The sequence below is a fragment of the Pseudomonas sp. GW821-FHT09A09 genome (genome assembly GCF_059418405.1).
The window spans coordinates 91,798-107,204 of sequence record NZ_JBWKPU010000022.1; the positions used below are offsets into that span (position 1 = coordinate 91,798).

The 15,407-nt window shown below is 59.7% G+C and carries 13 protein-coding genes; 9 read left to right on the forward strand and 4 right to left on the reverse strand.

Going from position 1 to position 15,407, the window contains the following annotated elements:
• The first annotated feature begins 262 nt into the window (after positions 1 to 262).
• The 6 genes from AC07OV_RS19565 (at position 263) to AC07OV_RS19590 (ending at position 9,013) form a co-directional block, all read left to right on the forward strand.
• Positions 263 to 2,155: a sigma-54-dependent Fis family transcriptional regulator gene (locus AC07OV_RS19565; RefSeq protein WP_494998127.1), complete on the forward strand. Its 1,893-nt coding sequence runs from the start codon at positions 263 to 265 to the stop codon at positions 2,153 to 2,155.
• A gap of 162 nt (positions 2,156 to 2,317) precedes the next feature.
• Positions 2,318 to 3,562, forward strand: a complete 1,245-nt coding sequence (locus tag AC07OV_RS19570; protein ID WP_495092795.1) for a hypothetical protein — start codon at positions 2,318 to 2,320, stop codon at positions 3,560 to 3,562.
• 372 nt (positions 3,563 to 3,934) lie between these two features.
• On the forward strand, positions 3,935 to 6,685 hold the full coding sequence (locus AC07OV_RS19575) for a hypothetical protein (RefSeq protein WP_495092796.1): 2,751 nt from the start codon (positions 3,935 to 3,937) through the stop codon (positions 6,683 to 6,685).
• A gap of 75 nt (positions 6,686 to 6,760) precedes the next feature.
• A complete protein-coding gene (gene mpl / locus AC07OV_RS19580; RefSeq protein WP_494998130.1) occupies positions 6,761 to 8,110 on the forward strand; it encodes a UDP-N-acetylmuramate:L-alanyl-gamma-D-glutamyl-meso-diaminopimelate ligase in 1,350 nt (449 codons plus the stop codon).
• Positions 8,107 to 8,736 (forward strand): flavin prenyltransferase UbiX, encoded by a 630-nt coding sequence (ubiX, locus tag AC07OV_RS19585; RefSeq protein ID WP_071485426.1) that lies wholly within the window; start codon positions 8,107 to 8,109, stop codon positions 8,734 to 8,736. Before mpl ends, ubiX begins: the two co-directional genes overlap by 4 nt.
• Positions 8,729 to 9,013, forward strand: a complete 285-nt coding sequence (locus AC07OV_RS19590; protein ID WP_176998543.1) for a YceK/YidQ family lipoprotein — start codon at positions 8,729 to 8,731, stop codon at positions 9,011 to 9,013. The genes ubiX and AC07OV_RS19590 overlap by 8 nt, the downstream gene beginning before the upstream one ends.
• 142 nt (positions 9,014 to 9,155) lie before the next feature.
• On the opposite strand, the gene AC07OV_RS19595 is transcribed toward AC07OV_RS19590, so the two are convergent.
• The 3 genes from AC07OV_RS19595 to AC07OV_RS19605 all read right to left on the reverse strand — a co-directional run bounded on the left by AC07OV_RS19595 (position 9,156) and on the right by AC07OV_RS19605 (position 12,177).
• The gene (locus tag AC07OV_RS19595; protein ID WP_494998132.1) at positions 9,156 to 9,797 is read right to left on the reverse strand and encodes an oxidoreductase; all 642 of its coding nucleotides are present in this window, start codon (positions 9,795 to 9,797) and stop codon (positions 9,156 to 9,158) included.
• Between the two features lie 29 nt (positions 9,798 to 9,826).
• The gene (locus AC07OV_RS19600; RefSeq protein WP_494998133.1) at positions 9,827 to 11,545 is read right to left on the reverse strand and encodes a C13 family peptidase; all 1,719 of its coding nucleotides are present in this window, start codon (positions 11,543 to 11,545) and stop codon (positions 9,827 to 9,829) included.
• Between the two features lie 176 nt (positions 11,546 to 11,721).
• Entirely contained in the window at positions 11,722 to 12,177 is a 456-nt protein-coding gene (locus AC07OV_RS19605) for a MaoC family dehydratase (RefSeq protein ID WP_003194496.1), read from the reverse strand.
• A gap of 158 nt (positions 12,178 to 12,335) precedes the next feature.
• On the opposite strand from AC07OV_RS19605, the gene AC07OV_RS19610 reads away from it, so the two are divergent.
• The 3 genes from AC07OV_RS19610 to AC07OV_RS19620 are packed head-to-tail and all read left to right on the forward strand — an operon-like array spanning position 12,336 to position 14,015.
• Positions 12,336 to 12,689 (forward strand): CidA/LrgA family protein, encoded by a 354-nt coding sequence (locus AC07OV_RS19610; RefSeq protein WP_178919383.1) that lies wholly within the window; start codon positions 12,336 to 12,338, stop codon positions 12,687 to 12,689.
• Positions 12,686 to 13,402 carry an LrgB family protein gene (locus tag AC07OV_RS19615; RefSeq protein ID WP_176998539.1) on the forward strand — a complete coding sequence of 239 codons (717 nt, stop codon included), beginning with the start codon at positions 12,686 to 12,688 and terminating at the stop codon, positions 13,400 to 13,402. Before AC07OV_RS19610 ends, AC07OV_RS19615 begins: the two co-directional genes overlap by 4 nt.
• 22 nt (positions 13,403 to 13,424) lie before the next feature.
• Positions 13,425 to 14,015, forward strand: a complete 591-nt coding sequence (locus tag AC07OV_RS19620; protein ID WP_176998538.1) for an LON peptidase substrate-binding domain-containing protein — start codon at positions 13,425 to 13,427, stop codon at positions 14,013 to 14,015.
• On the opposite strand, the gene AC07OV_RS19625 is transcribed toward AC07OV_RS19620, so the two are convergent.
• On the reverse strand, positions 14,012 to 15,328 hold the full coding sequence (locus AC07OV_RS19625; protein ID WP_495092797.1) for a bifunctional DedA family/phosphatase PAP2 family protein: 1,317 nt from the start codon (positions 15,326 to 15,328) through the stop codon (positions 14,012 to 14,014). The genes AC07OV_RS19620 and AC07OV_RS19625 overlap by 4 nt on opposite strands.
• Positions 15,329 to 15,407: the final 79 nt, after the last annotated feature.

A 15,407-nucleotide genomic window follows, 5' to 3' on the forward strand; every position in this document is an offset into this window, starting at 1 on the left:
CCTGGCTCTTATGTTTATTGGGAGTGCAGCGCAACGAGCGCGTTATAAAGCGTAGAGCAAAGGTTGGGCCACCGCTTTGCAGGCCAGGTAAATCAAGGGGTTAGGGTTTGTTGCAAAGGGTTGCTGTGGCAGGGCTGGTACAACGGGTGTGACAGTTTGTGCCACCTTCGGTACAGCTCGTGACCGGTGAGTCCATCCGGGATTGCATTGGCTCAAGGCCTGGGGGATGCTGGGGGTTCTCACGCAGGGAGAATAATAAGAAATGCACAACGATCATTTCAGTCGTCATGCCCAGCAAGTCCTCACTGTGGCCCATGGTCGCGACCCGTCCAGCGATCCCTCCATTGCCCGGTCCTGGCTGCGTTGCCTGGAGGACTACCACCTCGACCCTGCGCAAACCATTGCCCCCACCGTGCTTGAGCATGGCCGCCTGCTGGAAAGCCGCGAGCGCCTGCAACAGGTGCTGCACATTGCCGGCAGCGAGATGAACAGCCTGCATCAGCAACTCTCGGGCGCCGGTCATGCGGTATTGCTGACCGATGCACGGGGCGTGATCCTCAACTGTGTCACCGCGCCGTCCGAGCGCAAGATCTTCGAGCGCGCCGGGCTGTGGCTGGGCGCTGACTGGAGCGAGGCGTGCGAGGGCACCAACGGCATCGGCACCTGCCTGGTGGAACGCCAGTCCCTGACCATTCACCGTGATGAGCATTTTCGCGGACGACATACTGGCTTGACCTGTTCGGCCAGCCCGGTGTTCGACCCCCATGGCGAATTGCTGGCGGTGCTGGATGTGTCCTCGGCTCGCGAGGCGGTGTCGCGCCAGAGCCAGTTCCATACCATGGCACTGGTGAACCTGTCGGCGAAGATGATTGAGAGCTGCTACTTCCTGCGTCACTTCGAAAACCACTGGCTGCTGCGTTTTCACCTGCAGGCCGAGTCGGTCGGGTTGTTCAGCGAAGGGTTGCTGGCGTTCGACGGCGAAGGGCGGATCTGCGCGGTAAACCAGAGCGCCCTGAACCTGCTGGGGCAACTGCGCGGCGGTTTGCTGGGGCAACCGGTGGAAGCGTTTTTCGACTGCTCCCTGGACCAATTGCTCGGCCGCGCCAGCGCCAATGCCACGGCCAGTTGGCCGCTGCGCACCCGCGATGGACGGCCATTGTTCGCTGCATTGCGCGGTCAGCCGCGCAGCGTGCCTGCCCCCATCATGGCCAAGCCGGCGCCGCCTCAGTTGTCCGGCATTTGCCTGGGCGATCCGGCGCTGCAAAATGACTTCCGCAAGGCGTTGCGGGTGTTTGAGCGTGATGTGCCACTGCTGATCAATGGCGAAACCGGCTCCGGTAAAGAAGCCTTCGCCAAGGCTGTGCACCGCGCCAGTCAGCGCGCCGATAAAGCGTTTGTGGCGCTCAATTGCGCGGCCATTCCGGAAAGCCTGATCGAAAGCGAGTTATTCGGCTATCGTGGCGGCAGCTTTACTGGTGCCCTCAAGGATGGCATGCGCGGCAAGCTCCAACAGGCCGACGGTGGCACGTTGTTCCTTGACGAAATTGGCGATATGCCACTGGCTTTGCAGACCCGTCTATTAAGGGTGCTGGAAGATCGCCTGGTGGTCCCCATCGGCGGCGAGCCTCAAGCCGTGAATGTCCGAATTATCAGCGCTACGCACCGTAATTTGCATGAACGCGTACGGGACGGCAGCTTTCGCGAAGACCTGTATTACCGGCTTAACGGCCTGGAAATCGGCCTGCCGGCGTTGCGCGAGCGCAGTGACAAGTCGCAACTGCTGGACTTCCTGCTGGGGGAGGAGGCCGGAGATCAGTCGATCAGTGTGGAGCCCGAAGCGCGCGAGGCATTGCTGGCCTTCGCCTGGCCGGGCAATGTCCGTCAGTTGCGCACGGTATTGCGCACACTGGTGGCACTCAGCGATGACGGGCGGATAGAGTTGTTGGATCTGCCCGCTATGGTGCAATGCCCCCCTGTTCAACACGCCAGCGAGTCACTCCTAGATAATGCCGAGCGCCAGACGTTGCTGACAGCATTGGAGCAACGGCACTGGCATATGACGTACACGGCGCAAGCGCTGGGTATCAGTCGTAATACGCTTTATAGGAAATTGCGAAAATATAAAATTAAACGGTGTGCGGCAGTGCCTAGTTAATGTGAGCGTGCCCTGAGGTCTTTAAGGCAGTATTTAAACTCGGGTGGAGGGGGCTTTTCAAAAGGCTGTAGGGAACTGTTTTGTTTTTGGTGACCACGTAATGAGCAGAAGCCATGAGGCTTCACTGTTGGGTTTAATGCCCGTTCATTATGAGGTGACTATATGCCGATAATCAAACCGCCTACCGTTCATGTACCTAAATCTATACCGGCGCCGGCTAGACCGATTCCGCATTACGCGCCTTCAGGCAGTTATTATAATAAGCAAGGGCACCTGGTCAATAAGCAGGGTCAGTTGCTCAATGACAAAGGGCAGGCGGTTAACAAACAAGGGTTTCTGGTTAATCCGAATAACCAGCGGATTAATGAGCAGGGGCAGCGGGTTAATAACAGCGGTCAGGCAATCGATAATAAGGGCCGTCTGATCGATGAAAAGGGGCGATTGATAAATACCCAAGGAAAACTTATCAATGAGAACAATCATCTCGTCGATACCCAAGGCCGCTTGGTCAATCACTCGGGCCGCTTGGTCAACGCTCAGGGGCACTTGGTCGATAAGGACGGAAAGCGTGTCAATCGAGAAGGCCTTCTGATTGATGGCACTGGAAGACCGCTCGATAAGAACGGCAAGGTAGCAAGGGATCAGGCCAGTGCGGTCAAGGGCAATAACGAACCTCATGAGCAACTGCTTTCGCCCAAAATCAACCAAAAGATTCTCGATTGGAAGAACAAGGTCCCAGCGCCCGCGGCTACGCCTAAAATGACGATTGCGGAAGCCACGACCCGGATGATGAATGCCGAAAAAATGGTCAAGTCGGGCGTGATTCCATCGTCGCCATCTGCGGCGCGTACTGCGCGCGATGCGGCGATCAGTGCCGGGATAACGGGGGTAGTGTCTGCGCCAATTAACATTGGGGCATATGCCGGGTCTACGGCGGCTTCCGAACAAATCAAGGCGTCGTATCTGCCTCAACCCATGATTCCTCCGACGCCGATCGGTAAGTCATCGGTCGAACGTCCAGAGGCGCCGGCGGCCCCAGAACTCAATAAGCTCTACGTAAGAATGGATGACGCTCAGATCCAGGCGTTCACGTTGGCGAATCAGTCGATGGTGCTCAAGTTTGGGGATACCGAAACGGGTTTTGTGCCGAGTCAAAATTGGTCGAAAGACCCGCTTGAACGCATGAGCCAACTTGAGAATCTGTTGGACTTCGCTGAACAACATACGAAGGACGTTGCCGATCAATATGAGGTTTTCTTCAAGCCTCATCTGGCTGCTCAACCGGCTGCCCAAGGCCTTGATGGGCTGGAAAGTCGTATGGCTACACTCGAACAGCGAATAGCAAAGGTGAATAAGGCACAAGCTGATATTTTGCTGAAAATGGAAAAATCCGTGACTAAACAGTGAGCGGGTCAGTGCCAAGTTTCATAGTTGGCTTTTGCAGTGCATGTTAATTCTCAATGTCGATAGGGGGTAGTCGACGGATATTGGTAATAAGCCTGGCGCTGAATGGAGTATCTGTGACAGGCTTTTCTGAAAGGTTGCCCGGTAACGCGCAATAGCTTTCGGGGTATTGCAATGATTTCCAATCATTTGAGTTCATCACGTTTTATATCGTTCTACCCTCAGTCTGAATCGCCGATAGATAATAAGTCTAACAGTGCAACTCCTCCAAATATATCCACAGCTTTCCCACCTTCACGCTATCGACGCAGTGCGGCGTCTTCTTCATCTCCACACGCGGCTGATTATGGCGGGCTGCTAACTAAAGACGTCCCTTTGGCGGCTGACGCCCAGGCCAAATTACGCCAGGTAGTTGCCACTTGGAAAGCCGCTCAACCCAAAGCAAACACCGATGATGCCAGCGGTGTGCCGAGTCTAATCGAATGCTTGCGGCTTACCCTTCCTGAGCCTTTACGGTCTGGTAAGGATGAACCTGAAAAAACCCTTAAAGCCATTCTCGATTCTCTAGAAGGCCTTGCGTTGGCCAGGTTACTCCAGGACAGCATCGACGCAGTACCTACGGCCACCAGCCTGCAGGAAGTACTGCTTAGCGCGCTATTGTTGGATGTGGATTCGGCAGGAGGCCTGGAGCGTAATAATCTGGCTGGGTACGCGTTGCGTCAGCCAGGTAACTGGGGTTACAGCGCAGCGCAAATGGTCACGCGTTTTGAAGCGCACCTGGCCACCCGCTTCGGCGACGCCAATGCCAAAATCATCGCTTTTCAACTGTTGTCGGTTTCCGCCCCCGAGTTTCTGGTAAAGGATCTGCCCTCATCGCTGGTGTATGGTTCCCACCAATGGGCCTCCTTCAGTGCAGCGGTGGCTCGCCAAGAGGCGAGTCACCCGGGATCAACGCATGCGAAAACCTATGCACAGATCATGAAACTCGATGAGATAGCGCCTGTTTCTGAATTTGAAAAGCGTCAGCAACAACTCGCTCAGATGACGGCCGTTATCGACTGGGGTATTGCCAACGGCGTCATTGTTGAAAAAAACGATGATGCGTACACCCCCGAAGAAGTCGAAAGCGCGTTGAAGGCCATGCAAGCACAGCATAAGACCTTGGCTGATTCCGTTGATGCATTGTCGACGCCGATGCCAACCCGGCGAGAGTTGGCGCTCGTTGAGCTGCGGCGCGTGTATGGCGTCGAAAATGAAGCTTTTTTTGAGCTGAAGCTGCTGGGGAATATCCCGCCGGGGTCGCCCGGCCGAAAAGCCTATTCGCTGCTGGACATTTACATGTCAGGCGACCTGGGTAAGCACTTCTGGATATCCAGCGACCCTGCCTTCAATACCGTCAAAGTGAATCTGGGTTTTCCGAAGTTGCCAAACATCAAACAGCAGTTTGATGAAAGCTTCGACAAATACACCCAAGGGCTCAAAGATGGTTTTGCCGCGCAGTTCAAGTATCAACTCTCATTGCTTGCGCTCGAAGACCGGCGGCTGATTGAGTACGGCAAGGTCACGACATTCAACCTCCAGACGCCCAGTGCCAATCAGGGCCCTGTCAGCACCGATCATAAAATTCAAGCGTATATAGGCAGCGGTGCAGTAATTATCAGGGCTGAACGTGATGGGAAGGTTTGTCATTATCTGTATTCACCGGCGCAGGGCCGAATCATCAAGGACGCCGACCCTTCCAGTCCTGGCCTGCAGTTTCCAGGCTCTCGTTTGTACTTCTCCATGTCGCTGCCTGATTCGCCGGGCGGTAAAGAACCGCCGGTCACTATCCTGTGGCAGACAGTCGGTAGTGCATCGCCGAAAAACGATCCGGTGAACTTTTCCGCCTATCGTATCTACCCCTCCAAATCGTTGGAGGCCGGTATACCCGGAGAGCATCCCTCCCCGCCGCCGACTTTTTTTTCGCCTAAAACCGATGAGCTGTCAGCCGCTGTCGGTGCTTATTTCACGCGAGGTTTGGATGAGACGAAAGCAACGGCCAATGGCAGCACAGAGCAAGAGCGGGAAAGCGCGCGTTCAAAGGCCGTCAATGCGTTCTTTTTAGGACTGATTCCTTTCTACAATGCGGTTGAAAGTTTTATTAATGGCAGGCCCGCTGAAGGTTTTTTCAATGTGGTGCTGGATGTGTTTGGCTTTTTTATTCCGGGGCTAAAAGGCGGGGTCCAAGGCGTCAAGCAGGGTGTCAGAGCCGGATTGGGCACGACGCTGAACTTCATCAAGGGGGTTGGCAAGGCCGGTGTGAAGGCGCTTAACCCTCTAGCAGGTATTTATGACGTGGGCCGTGGTGTATTTAAACTGGGTAAAGCAGGCTTTAAAAAAATAAGCCGTCTTGGCGGGCGTGGGCGCAGTTTTGATCTTCCCCAACTAGGCAACAAAGGCGGGATTGCCGATGGCCTCTACAGGCCGTTGGGCGCTAATAGCGATGCGGTTCACGTCACCGCCGTGGAACGCAACGGAAAATGGTATGCCTTCGACCCTGCGACTCAAACGCCATACGGCGCGCCATTGAAAGGTTTTGCCCAGTACTCTTCTTCCGATTTTGTCGGTCAGGTCAAGCAGTGGGCAATGGAGGCGGTGACCGATGTTGGTATTGGGGCTGCTGTCATTGCGACGCAAAAAGCGCTTCAAAAACACTATGAGCGTCCTGCTGCTCCTGACGGCGGTGTTAACCCCGGCGACGTAGAAGTCGCGGACCTGGGGCCGGTAGTTGAACCCGTTGATCCTGCCCTTCGAGTTCGCCTCGACGCTGCAACGCGGGGCGCCAATGAGTTGGGTAAGTTATCGTTGCAGTTGACGCCGGGTGCTGTGGTGGACATCCCGAAATGGTCCAGCGAGCCGCAGCAGGTCGTCAACCAGTTGGAGGCTTTCCTGGCGTTGCTCGAGGAACTCACGATTGATCTTTCACAGGCTTATGAGGTTTTTTTCAAACCGTACACACACGAAGGCTCCGTCAGTCAGGGCGACGGGGGTGTTGCGGATCGATTGAACACCATTGAGAAAAAAATAGCTGCCATACGTGGTGCGTTGACGCAGGTGTCGGCTCGGCATAAACAGGCCGTCGCATAGTGGGGGCGGCTCACCTAAAGAGTGCGATTTCCCCCTCCCTGCGCTAACCTGCCTCGATGTTTTACGAGGTCGACTATGCACATTCATATTCTTGGTATCTGCGGCACTTTCATGGGTTCGATGGCGGTTCTGGCCAAAGAACTGGGCCATCACGTCACCGGCTCCGATGCCAATGTCTACCCGCCCATGAGCACGCAGTTGCAGGCTCAGGGCATTGAGCTGACCCAGGGTTACGACCCGTCGCAGTTCGACCCGGTGCCGGACCTGGTGGTCATTGGCAATGCCATGTCCCGTGGCAACCCGGCCGTCGAGTATGTGCTCAACAAAGGTTTGCCTTATGTGTCTGGCCCGCAGTGGCTGGCAGACCACGTGCTGCAAGGCCGTTGGGTGCTCGCTGTTGCCGGTACCCATGGCAAGACCACCACCAGCAGCATGCTGGCCTGGGTGCTGGAACATGCTGGCATGGCCCCGGGCTTCCTGATTGGTGGCGTGCCGCAGAACTTCTCGGTCTCGGCGCGCCTGGGCGACACGCCGTTTTTTGTGATCGAAGCGGATGAATACGACAGTGCCTTCTTCGACAAGCGCTCCAAGTTCGTTCACTACCGCCCACGCACGGCGATCCTGAACAACCTGGAGTTCGATCACGCCGACATCTTCCCCGATCTGCCGGCCATCGAGCGGCAGTTCCACCACCTGGTGCGTACCATTCCAAGCGAAGGCCTGGTGATCCACCCGACCACCGAGCCCGCCTTGCAGCGGGTGATTGAGATGGGCTGCTGGACCCCGGTGCAAACCACCGGCGCGGGCGGGCAGTGGCAGGTCAAGTTGCTCAGCGACGACGGCTCCAAGTTCGAAGTGCTGTTTGAAGGCGAGCCCCAAGGCATTGTCGAGTGGGGCATGACCGGCCAGCACAACGTGGCCAACGCCCTGGTCACCCTGGCGGCCGCACGGCATGTGGGCGTTGTGCCGTCCATGGGCATCGCCGCCTTGAGCGCCTTCAAGAGCGTGAAACGCCGCATGGAAAAAGTCGCCGACGTGAATGGCATTACTATCTACGACGACTTTGCCCACCACCCGACGGCAATCGCCACCACCCTGGATGGCCTGCGCAAGCAGGTGGGCGATGCGCCGATCATTGCGATCATCGAGCCGCGTTCCAACTCCATGAAACTGGGCGCGCACCGCGATGGTTTGCCGGAAAGCGTCAACGATGCCAACGAGGCCGTCTGGTACGCACCGGCCAACCTCGGCTGGGACCTGCCGGGCATTGCCGCGCGGTGTACGGTGCCGTCCACGGTGTGTGATTCCATCGAAGGCATCATCGAACACGTCAAGCGCCAGGCCAAGCCGGGCACTCACGTAGTGGTCATGAGCAACGGCGGCTTCGGCGGCCTGCATGGCAAGTTGGCCGAGGCGCTGAAATGAGCGGCCCGGAACGCGTCACCCTGGCGATGACCGGCGCATCGGGCGCGCCTTATGGGTTGCGCCTGCTCGATTGCCTGGTGCGCGAAGACCGCGAGGTGCATTTTTTGATCTCCAAGGCCGCGCAGTTGGTACTGGCCACCGAGACCGACGTCGCGCTGCCGGCCAAGGTGCAGATGATGCAAGCCTTCCTCACCGAGTACACCGGTGCGGCGGCGGGGCAGATCCGGGTGTACGGCAAGGAAGACTGGATGTCGCCGGTGGCCTCGGGCTCTGGCGCACCGGCGGCGATGGTGGTGGTACCGTGTTCCACCGGCACCTTGTCGGCGATCGCCACCGGTGCGTGCAACAACCTGATCGAGCGCGCGGCGGACGTGACCCTCAAGGAGCGTCGCCAGTTGATCCTGGTGCCGCGTGAAGCGCCGTATTCGAGCATTCACCTGGAGCACATGCTCAAGCTGTCGAACATGGGCGTGACCATTTTGCCGGCATCGCCGGGCTTCTATCACCAGCCGCAGACCATCGATGACCTGGTGGACTTTGTGGTGGCGCGCATTCTCAACCTGCTGAACATCCCTCAGGACATGCTGCCACGTTGGGGCGAACACCATTTGAGCAGCGATGAATAAACTCTTGATGGTACTGCTGGCGCTGCAACTCGCCGGCTGCGCGACCGCTCGCACGCTGGACGCCGCGCAACCTGGTGCACCCGTGGTGTATGCTGGTACGCGGCTCGACTTGTATGCGATCAACGGCGGCTGCTGCGCCAAAGACCGCTTCGGTGCCGAGGCGCCGAGCTATCCCCATGTCGACCTGCCAGCCAGCGCGTTGCTCGACACGCTGCTGTTGCCGCTGTCGGTGTTGACGGTGTTGGGGGTAGGGTTTAACGCCACGGGCGGGCTATAGACCCATTTTGAATGCATTCCAACGTTTGGGCTGATGGTGCCGGGGCTGGCCTCATCGCCGGCAAGACGGCTCCTACAATTGGAATGCATTCCCCTGTAGGAGCTGGCTTGCCAGCGATAGCGCCAGTCCAGTCAGCAAAGAACTATTTGCCGAGCTTGCGCAACTCATCCGACTCCACCACCCGCACCCCGTCCTGCTCTTCCAGCGCCAGGCGCCACATGGCCCGGGCCAGTTCGCACACTTCGATGCCGCGGTACTTGCCGGGGATCAACTTCGATAACGGCCCCGCCAGTTGCTCGGCCAGACGCGGCTCCAACCGCTCGCCCAGCAGCAGCGAAGGCCGCACGATGGTCAGTTGCGGCCAGTCTTGCGCCTTCAGCGCCTGCTCCATTTCGCCCTTGACCCGGTTGTAGAAGATCGAGGATTTCGGATCGGCGCCAATCGCGCTGATCACGATCAGGTGGCGTGCGCCCATTTCCCGTGCGCGCTTGGCAAAGGCCACGACCATGTCCAGGTCCACGGCGCGAAACGCTTCTTCAGAGCCCGCTTGTTTGATGGTGGTGCCCAGGCAGCAGAAGGCAATGTCCACGCGGCCGCTCAGTTGCGGCAGGAAGACCGCCGGGTCGCCCACCGGGTTTTCCAGGTGCGGGTGTTCGGCCAGCGGCTTGCGGCTTGGTGCCAGTACGCGGGTCACCGTGGGTTCGTTGAGCAGGCGGTCGAGCAGGTGTTCGCCGGTCAGGCCGGAGGCGCCAGCGAGCAGGATATGCTGAGGTGTCAGGTACATGGTGTTTCCCCCTTGTTACACAGTTCAGCTTAGTTGCCTTTGGCTTCCTTGCTATTCATTGAGACGCTTTCGAGCGCCTTTCGTGCCTGCTGTTTGCGTAAAAGTTGCCAATGGGCGATCACACCCTTGGGGGCCCAGATCTGCGGCTCGGAGGCTTCGAAGTTGTCCGCCTGTTCGCGTTCGGCCACGTGCTGCTGCGCCAGCTTGAAGGCTTGCTGCAAGTCGTCGGTCTGGTTGAAGGCTTGGGCGAAGAGGGCGTCGCCGAAGTAGGTGAAGTCTGCCTCTTCGGAGCAGCCGAAGGACACGCGGTCGGCGCGGGAGGCGGTCATGATCAGGGTGCGCTCGTCTTTAAGCGCCGGGATGAAGCCACCGGAGTAGCAGGCGGAAATCACGATGATCTTGTCGCGGTTCTTCAACGGCGCGAGCACGGCGGCCAGCTCATCGGCGGGCAGGTCGGCCAGCTCCATGCGTGGCTGGTCCAGCACCAATTCGTGTTCGTGAGTACCGTGGCTGGTCATATAAATGAACACCAGGTCTTCCGGGCCGGTGCGTTCGGCCAGGGTTTGCACGGCGCGGCGCAGGCTTTCGCGGGTCGCGAGGGGGCGGTCGGCGATATGGTCGCGGTGGTTGACCAGGCGGATCTGCCCACGCGCACCAAAACGGGTGGCGAGCATGTTGCTGACGTAATCGGCTTCGCGCAGGAACACGCTTTGCTTGCCATCACCGGCCAGCACCAGGGTGTACAGCTCGACAGCAGGGGTGGACGGAGGCACCGCGGCGAGGGCGGCCTCCAACAGGCGGCCTTGAGCCAGTATTCCGGTTTCCAGCGGATCGGGCAGCAGCTTGCCGTCGGCATCGCGCACGCGCATGCCATTGACCCAGGTGCCTGCTTGCACCGTGCCATCGGTGAGCACCAGGGTGCCCTTGCCTTGGTAGCTGTCGCTGTCGAAACCGCCGATATAGAAGCTGCCGTCGGTAAGGTTCAGGCGGCCTTCGCCGGTAAAGCGCCAATCGCTGAATTGGCCCACATAGTGGCTGCCGTCGATGCCAATCAACTCGCCTTTGCCGCTGAGGGCGCCTTCCTTGAACTGGCCGATCCACACGTCGCCGTCGGCGTTTTCGTAGCGGCCCTTGCCGTTGAGCTGGTTTTGTTTGAACTGGCCGACATAGATGTCGCCATCGGCGCTGTTGAACGTGCCGTTGCCTTCAAGCTGGCCATCGACAAAGTGGCCGCTGAACTGGTTGCCGCTGTCGTCATTGCGCTGGCCTTCGCCATTGGGCTTGCCGTGGGCGAACTGGCCCTGGTACTGGCTGCCGTCGGCCAGCTCCAGGCGGCCGAGGCCGGAATACTGATCGTCCTTGAACTCGCCGCGATAGGTCATCGCCCCTTCCTTGAGGGTGCCTTCGCCATTGCGTCGACCGTTCTTGAAGCCGCCCACATAGCTGCTGCCCGAAGTGGTCAGGCTGCCCTGGCCGTCGAACAGGCCTTGCTGGAACTGGCCTTTATAGACCTCGCCGTTGCTGCCATGCCATTCGCCCTGGCCGTGCCACTGGCCCTTATCGAACTGGCCGGCGTACCAACTGCCGTTGGGGTAGTCCACCCGGCCCTGGCCTTGCAGCAAACCGTTGACCACATCGCCCCGGTAGCGGCCGCCGTCGGGCAGGCGCGCATCGGGCGGCAACAGCGATTCGCCGTCTCCGCAAGCGGTGAGCAACAGGGCAAGGGCAAGAGGAGCGAGTGGGCGCATAGCGGGATCCGGATAATTGAGCGCCGAGTATGCCGCAGCTGCGAGATTCATACATAAATTTACATACATTGTGGCGAGGATTTTGCCCCGCCACTCACCTGTAGAAGCCGGCTTGCCGGCGATGCAGCGTCGCTGCGTTTATCGCTGGCAAGCCAGCTCCTACGGGGGGCTGGGCGTTACACGAAGCAGAGTGACAACGACTCTGCGATGTAAGCCGGTTTTTCCTGGCCTTCGATTTCCAGGGTAGCGGTGGCCTTGAACAGCCATTGGCCTGGCTTTTTCTCGGTGACGTCAGTGAGCGTGACGTTCAGGCGGACCTTGGAATTGACTTTCACGGGTTGGATGAAACGCACGCTGTCCAGGCCATAGTTGACCGCCATCTTCAGGCCTTCGGGCATGATCAGGATGTCTTCCATCAGCTTGGGCATCAGCGACAGCGACAGGAAACCGTGGGCGATGGTGCTGCCAAACGGCGTTTGCGCGGCCTTGACCGGGTCGACGTGGATGAACTGATGATCGCCAGTGGCTTCTGCGAACAGGTTGATACGGGCCTGGTCGATGGTGAGCCATTCGGAACGTCCCAGTTCCTTGCCGACATAATCTTTGAGCTGCGCTACAGGTACATAGGGCATTGCGACTCTCCTTGGTTCATCGGTTTTTATAGGTGTGCGAAATCCATCTTAGATCATCATGGGCACCCCGCCCGGTCAAGCCACCATGCTTTTGGCGAATGCCTGAGCATAGGGCGGGCGTGCTTATAATGCCGGGACGTTTCGAGGGGGAAGAACGGATGCTGCTACGTGGCCTGACCTGGCTGGTGCTGTTTCAATTGATCGGCACGGCGATCAACCATTTGCTGTTGCCCATCTTGCCGGGGCCGATTATCGGGCTGCTGCTGATGCTGGGCTTTCTGATCTGGAAGGGCGAAGTCGGCGAGCCCCTGAGCCTGGCGGCCAGCAGCTTGCTGCGCTATCTGCCGCTGCTGCTGGTGCCACCTGCGGTTGGGGTGATGGTGTACGCCAAGGACATCGCGGCGGACTTCTGGGCCATCGTCGGTGCGCTGGTGCTGTCGCTGGTGATCGCCATGGGCTTTGTCGGCGTGCTGATGCAGCAGATGGTCAAGCGCAAGGAGAAGGATCAATGATCTTCGACTGGCAGGGTGCGTGGACCGCCGTGATTCATCACCCCTTGTTCGGCATCGGCATCACCCTGGGCGCCTATCAACTGGTGCTGGCGGCGTTTGAGAAAACCCGCTGGATCTTCCTGCAACCGGTGCTGGTGTCCATGCTGCTGGTGATCGGTGTGCTGGTCAGCTGTGGCCTGACGTACGCCGAGTACCGCAAGAGCACCGAGATCATGGGCATCCTGCTGGGCCCCGCGACCGTGGCCCTGGCCGTGCCGCTTTACTTGAACCTGCGGCGCATTCGTCAATTGTTCTGGCCGATTTTTACTACGCTGGTGGTAGGCGGGGTGTTGGCCACCGGGCTGTGTGTGCTGTTGGGCTGGTGGTTTGGCGCCGAACACATGATGTTGATGACCATGGCGCCCAAGTCGGTGACCTCGCCGATTGCCATGCTGGTGGCCGAGCAGATCGGCGGCGTGGCTGCGTTGGCGGCGGTGTTTGTGCTGATCACCGGCGTGATCGGTGCGATGATCGGCCCGGCCTACCTGTCGCGCCTGGGCGTGCACAGCCCTGAGGCGCGCGGCATGGCGCTGGGCATGACGGCCCACGCCGTCGGCACCTCGGTGGCCCTGCAAGAGAGTGAAGAATGCGGCGCCTTTGCCGCGCTGGCGATGAGTCTGATGGGCGTGGCCACGGCGGTGTTCCTGCCGTTGGCTGTGTCGGTGATCGTTTAATCCGGGTTTGAAGGAAACCTTTATGAGTCTGGCGCTGTTCCCGCTCAACACCGTGCTGTTCCCGGGTTGCACCCTCGACCTGCAACTGTTCGAAGCGCGCTACCTGGACATGGTCGCGCGCTGCATGAAGAAGGGCGAAAGCTTCGGCGTGGTGTGCATCCTCGACGGCAACGAAGTGGGCACGGCCCCGGATGGCTACGCGCTGATCGGCTGCGAAGCGCTGATCCGTGATTTCAAGCAACAGGACAACGGCCTGCTGGGTATTCGTGTCGAAGGCGGGCGGCGTTTTCGTGTGCGCGACGCCGGCGTGCAGAAGGACCAACTGCTGGTCGCCGAGGTGCAATGGCTCGAAGAACTGCCGGACCAGCCGCTGGAAGAAGAGGACGCCGACCTGCTGGCGTTGCTCCAGGCCCTGGCGGAGCACCCGATGGTGGCCTCGTTGGACATGGACGCCCATGCCGACGGGCAGCAAGCCTTGGGCAATCAGTTGGCGTATCTGCTGCCGTTCACCGAGGCCGACAAGATCGACCTGCTGCAACTCGACGACCCACAGCAGCGCCTGGATGCGATCCAGATGCTGCTCGATGAGTTGCAGGGCGAATTGTTCACTTAATAGGCATAACGCAGCAGGGCGTGGGGCGTGCCGGTAAACGCGATGAACCCCATCACGGCGACCAGTGCCGGCAACAGCAGCCACCAGGTTTTTTGCGACAGGGCCGGCAGCGGGCTTCGATACTGGCTCACGCCCAGGCTGAACGCGCACACCGTCATCGCCAGCAGCGTGCCGGCCAGGATGTCCGTGGGCCAGTGGGCGCCGAGGTAGACCCGCGACAGCGCGATGAAGGCCGCCGGGATACAGCCCAGCAGCATCCAGGTCAGGCGCAGCCGGATGGGTTGCCCGCGACCGGCCAGTACGGCCAGCGCCAGGAAAAACGCAAACGCGCCGGAGGCGTGACCGCTGGGCATGCTGAAACTGGTCAGCGGGTCGGTGAGGATTTCCGGGCGGCCACGGGCGAAAAACAGCTTGGTCCCGGTGTTGATCAGCGCTGAACCGGCCAGGGTCGCGCCGACAAACAGCGCATGGCGCCATTGCCGCGCCAGTAGCAGCAGGCCGGTGAATACGGCGCTGGCCACGAACATCTTCTTGAACTCACCCAGCTGAGTGATGCGCACCATCACTTCGTCCAGCCAGGGGCTGCGGTGTTCTTGCACCAGGGCGCTCAGGCCTTGGTCGAAGTCATTGAGGTGGGGGTAGCCGATAAACAGGGTGATCAACACGGCGAGGCTGGCGCAGCCAATCCACAGCGTGGCGCGGCGATGGCCGCGCAGGCTGCTGTTCAGGCTCAGTCCCACTACCACCGCGATACAGGCCGCAACGATGCCGGCCTCGGGCCAGAAACCCTCGGGCAACGGCAGGCGAAACGCAGCGCCGGTCGCCCAGCCCGGCAGCAGATAAGCCACCGACCAGCCCGCCGCCGCAACGATGCTCACCGCCGCGAAACGGGGGAAGGGCATGTCGCACATGCCGGCCACCATGGGCAACATGGGCCGCAGCGGGCCGATGAAGCGCCCGACCAGCAGGCTGGCGATGCCGTATTTGTGGAAGTAGGTTTCGGCGCTGTTCATCCATTCGGGGTGGTGGCGCAAGCCGGGCAGGCGCCGGATGTTCTGATGGAAATGTCGCCCCAGGTAGTAGGACACCGCATCACCCAACAACCCGCCGAGAAAACCCAGCAGCAGGGTTTCGCTCAAGGACAGCGCGCCGCTGCCGGCAAGGGCGGCAATGGCGAATAACAATACCGTGCCTGGCACGATCAGCCCGGCAATGGCCAGGCACTCCACGCAAGCGACGATGAAGACCGCCACCGCCAGCCATTCGGGGTTCAGGGTCAGCCAGCCGGTAATGCTATCGAGCCATTGGCCCATACAATCCTCTCCATCCAAGGTTGTACACCCTGTAGGAGCCCGGGGGGGGGGGGGGGGGGGGGGGGGGGGGGGGGGGGGG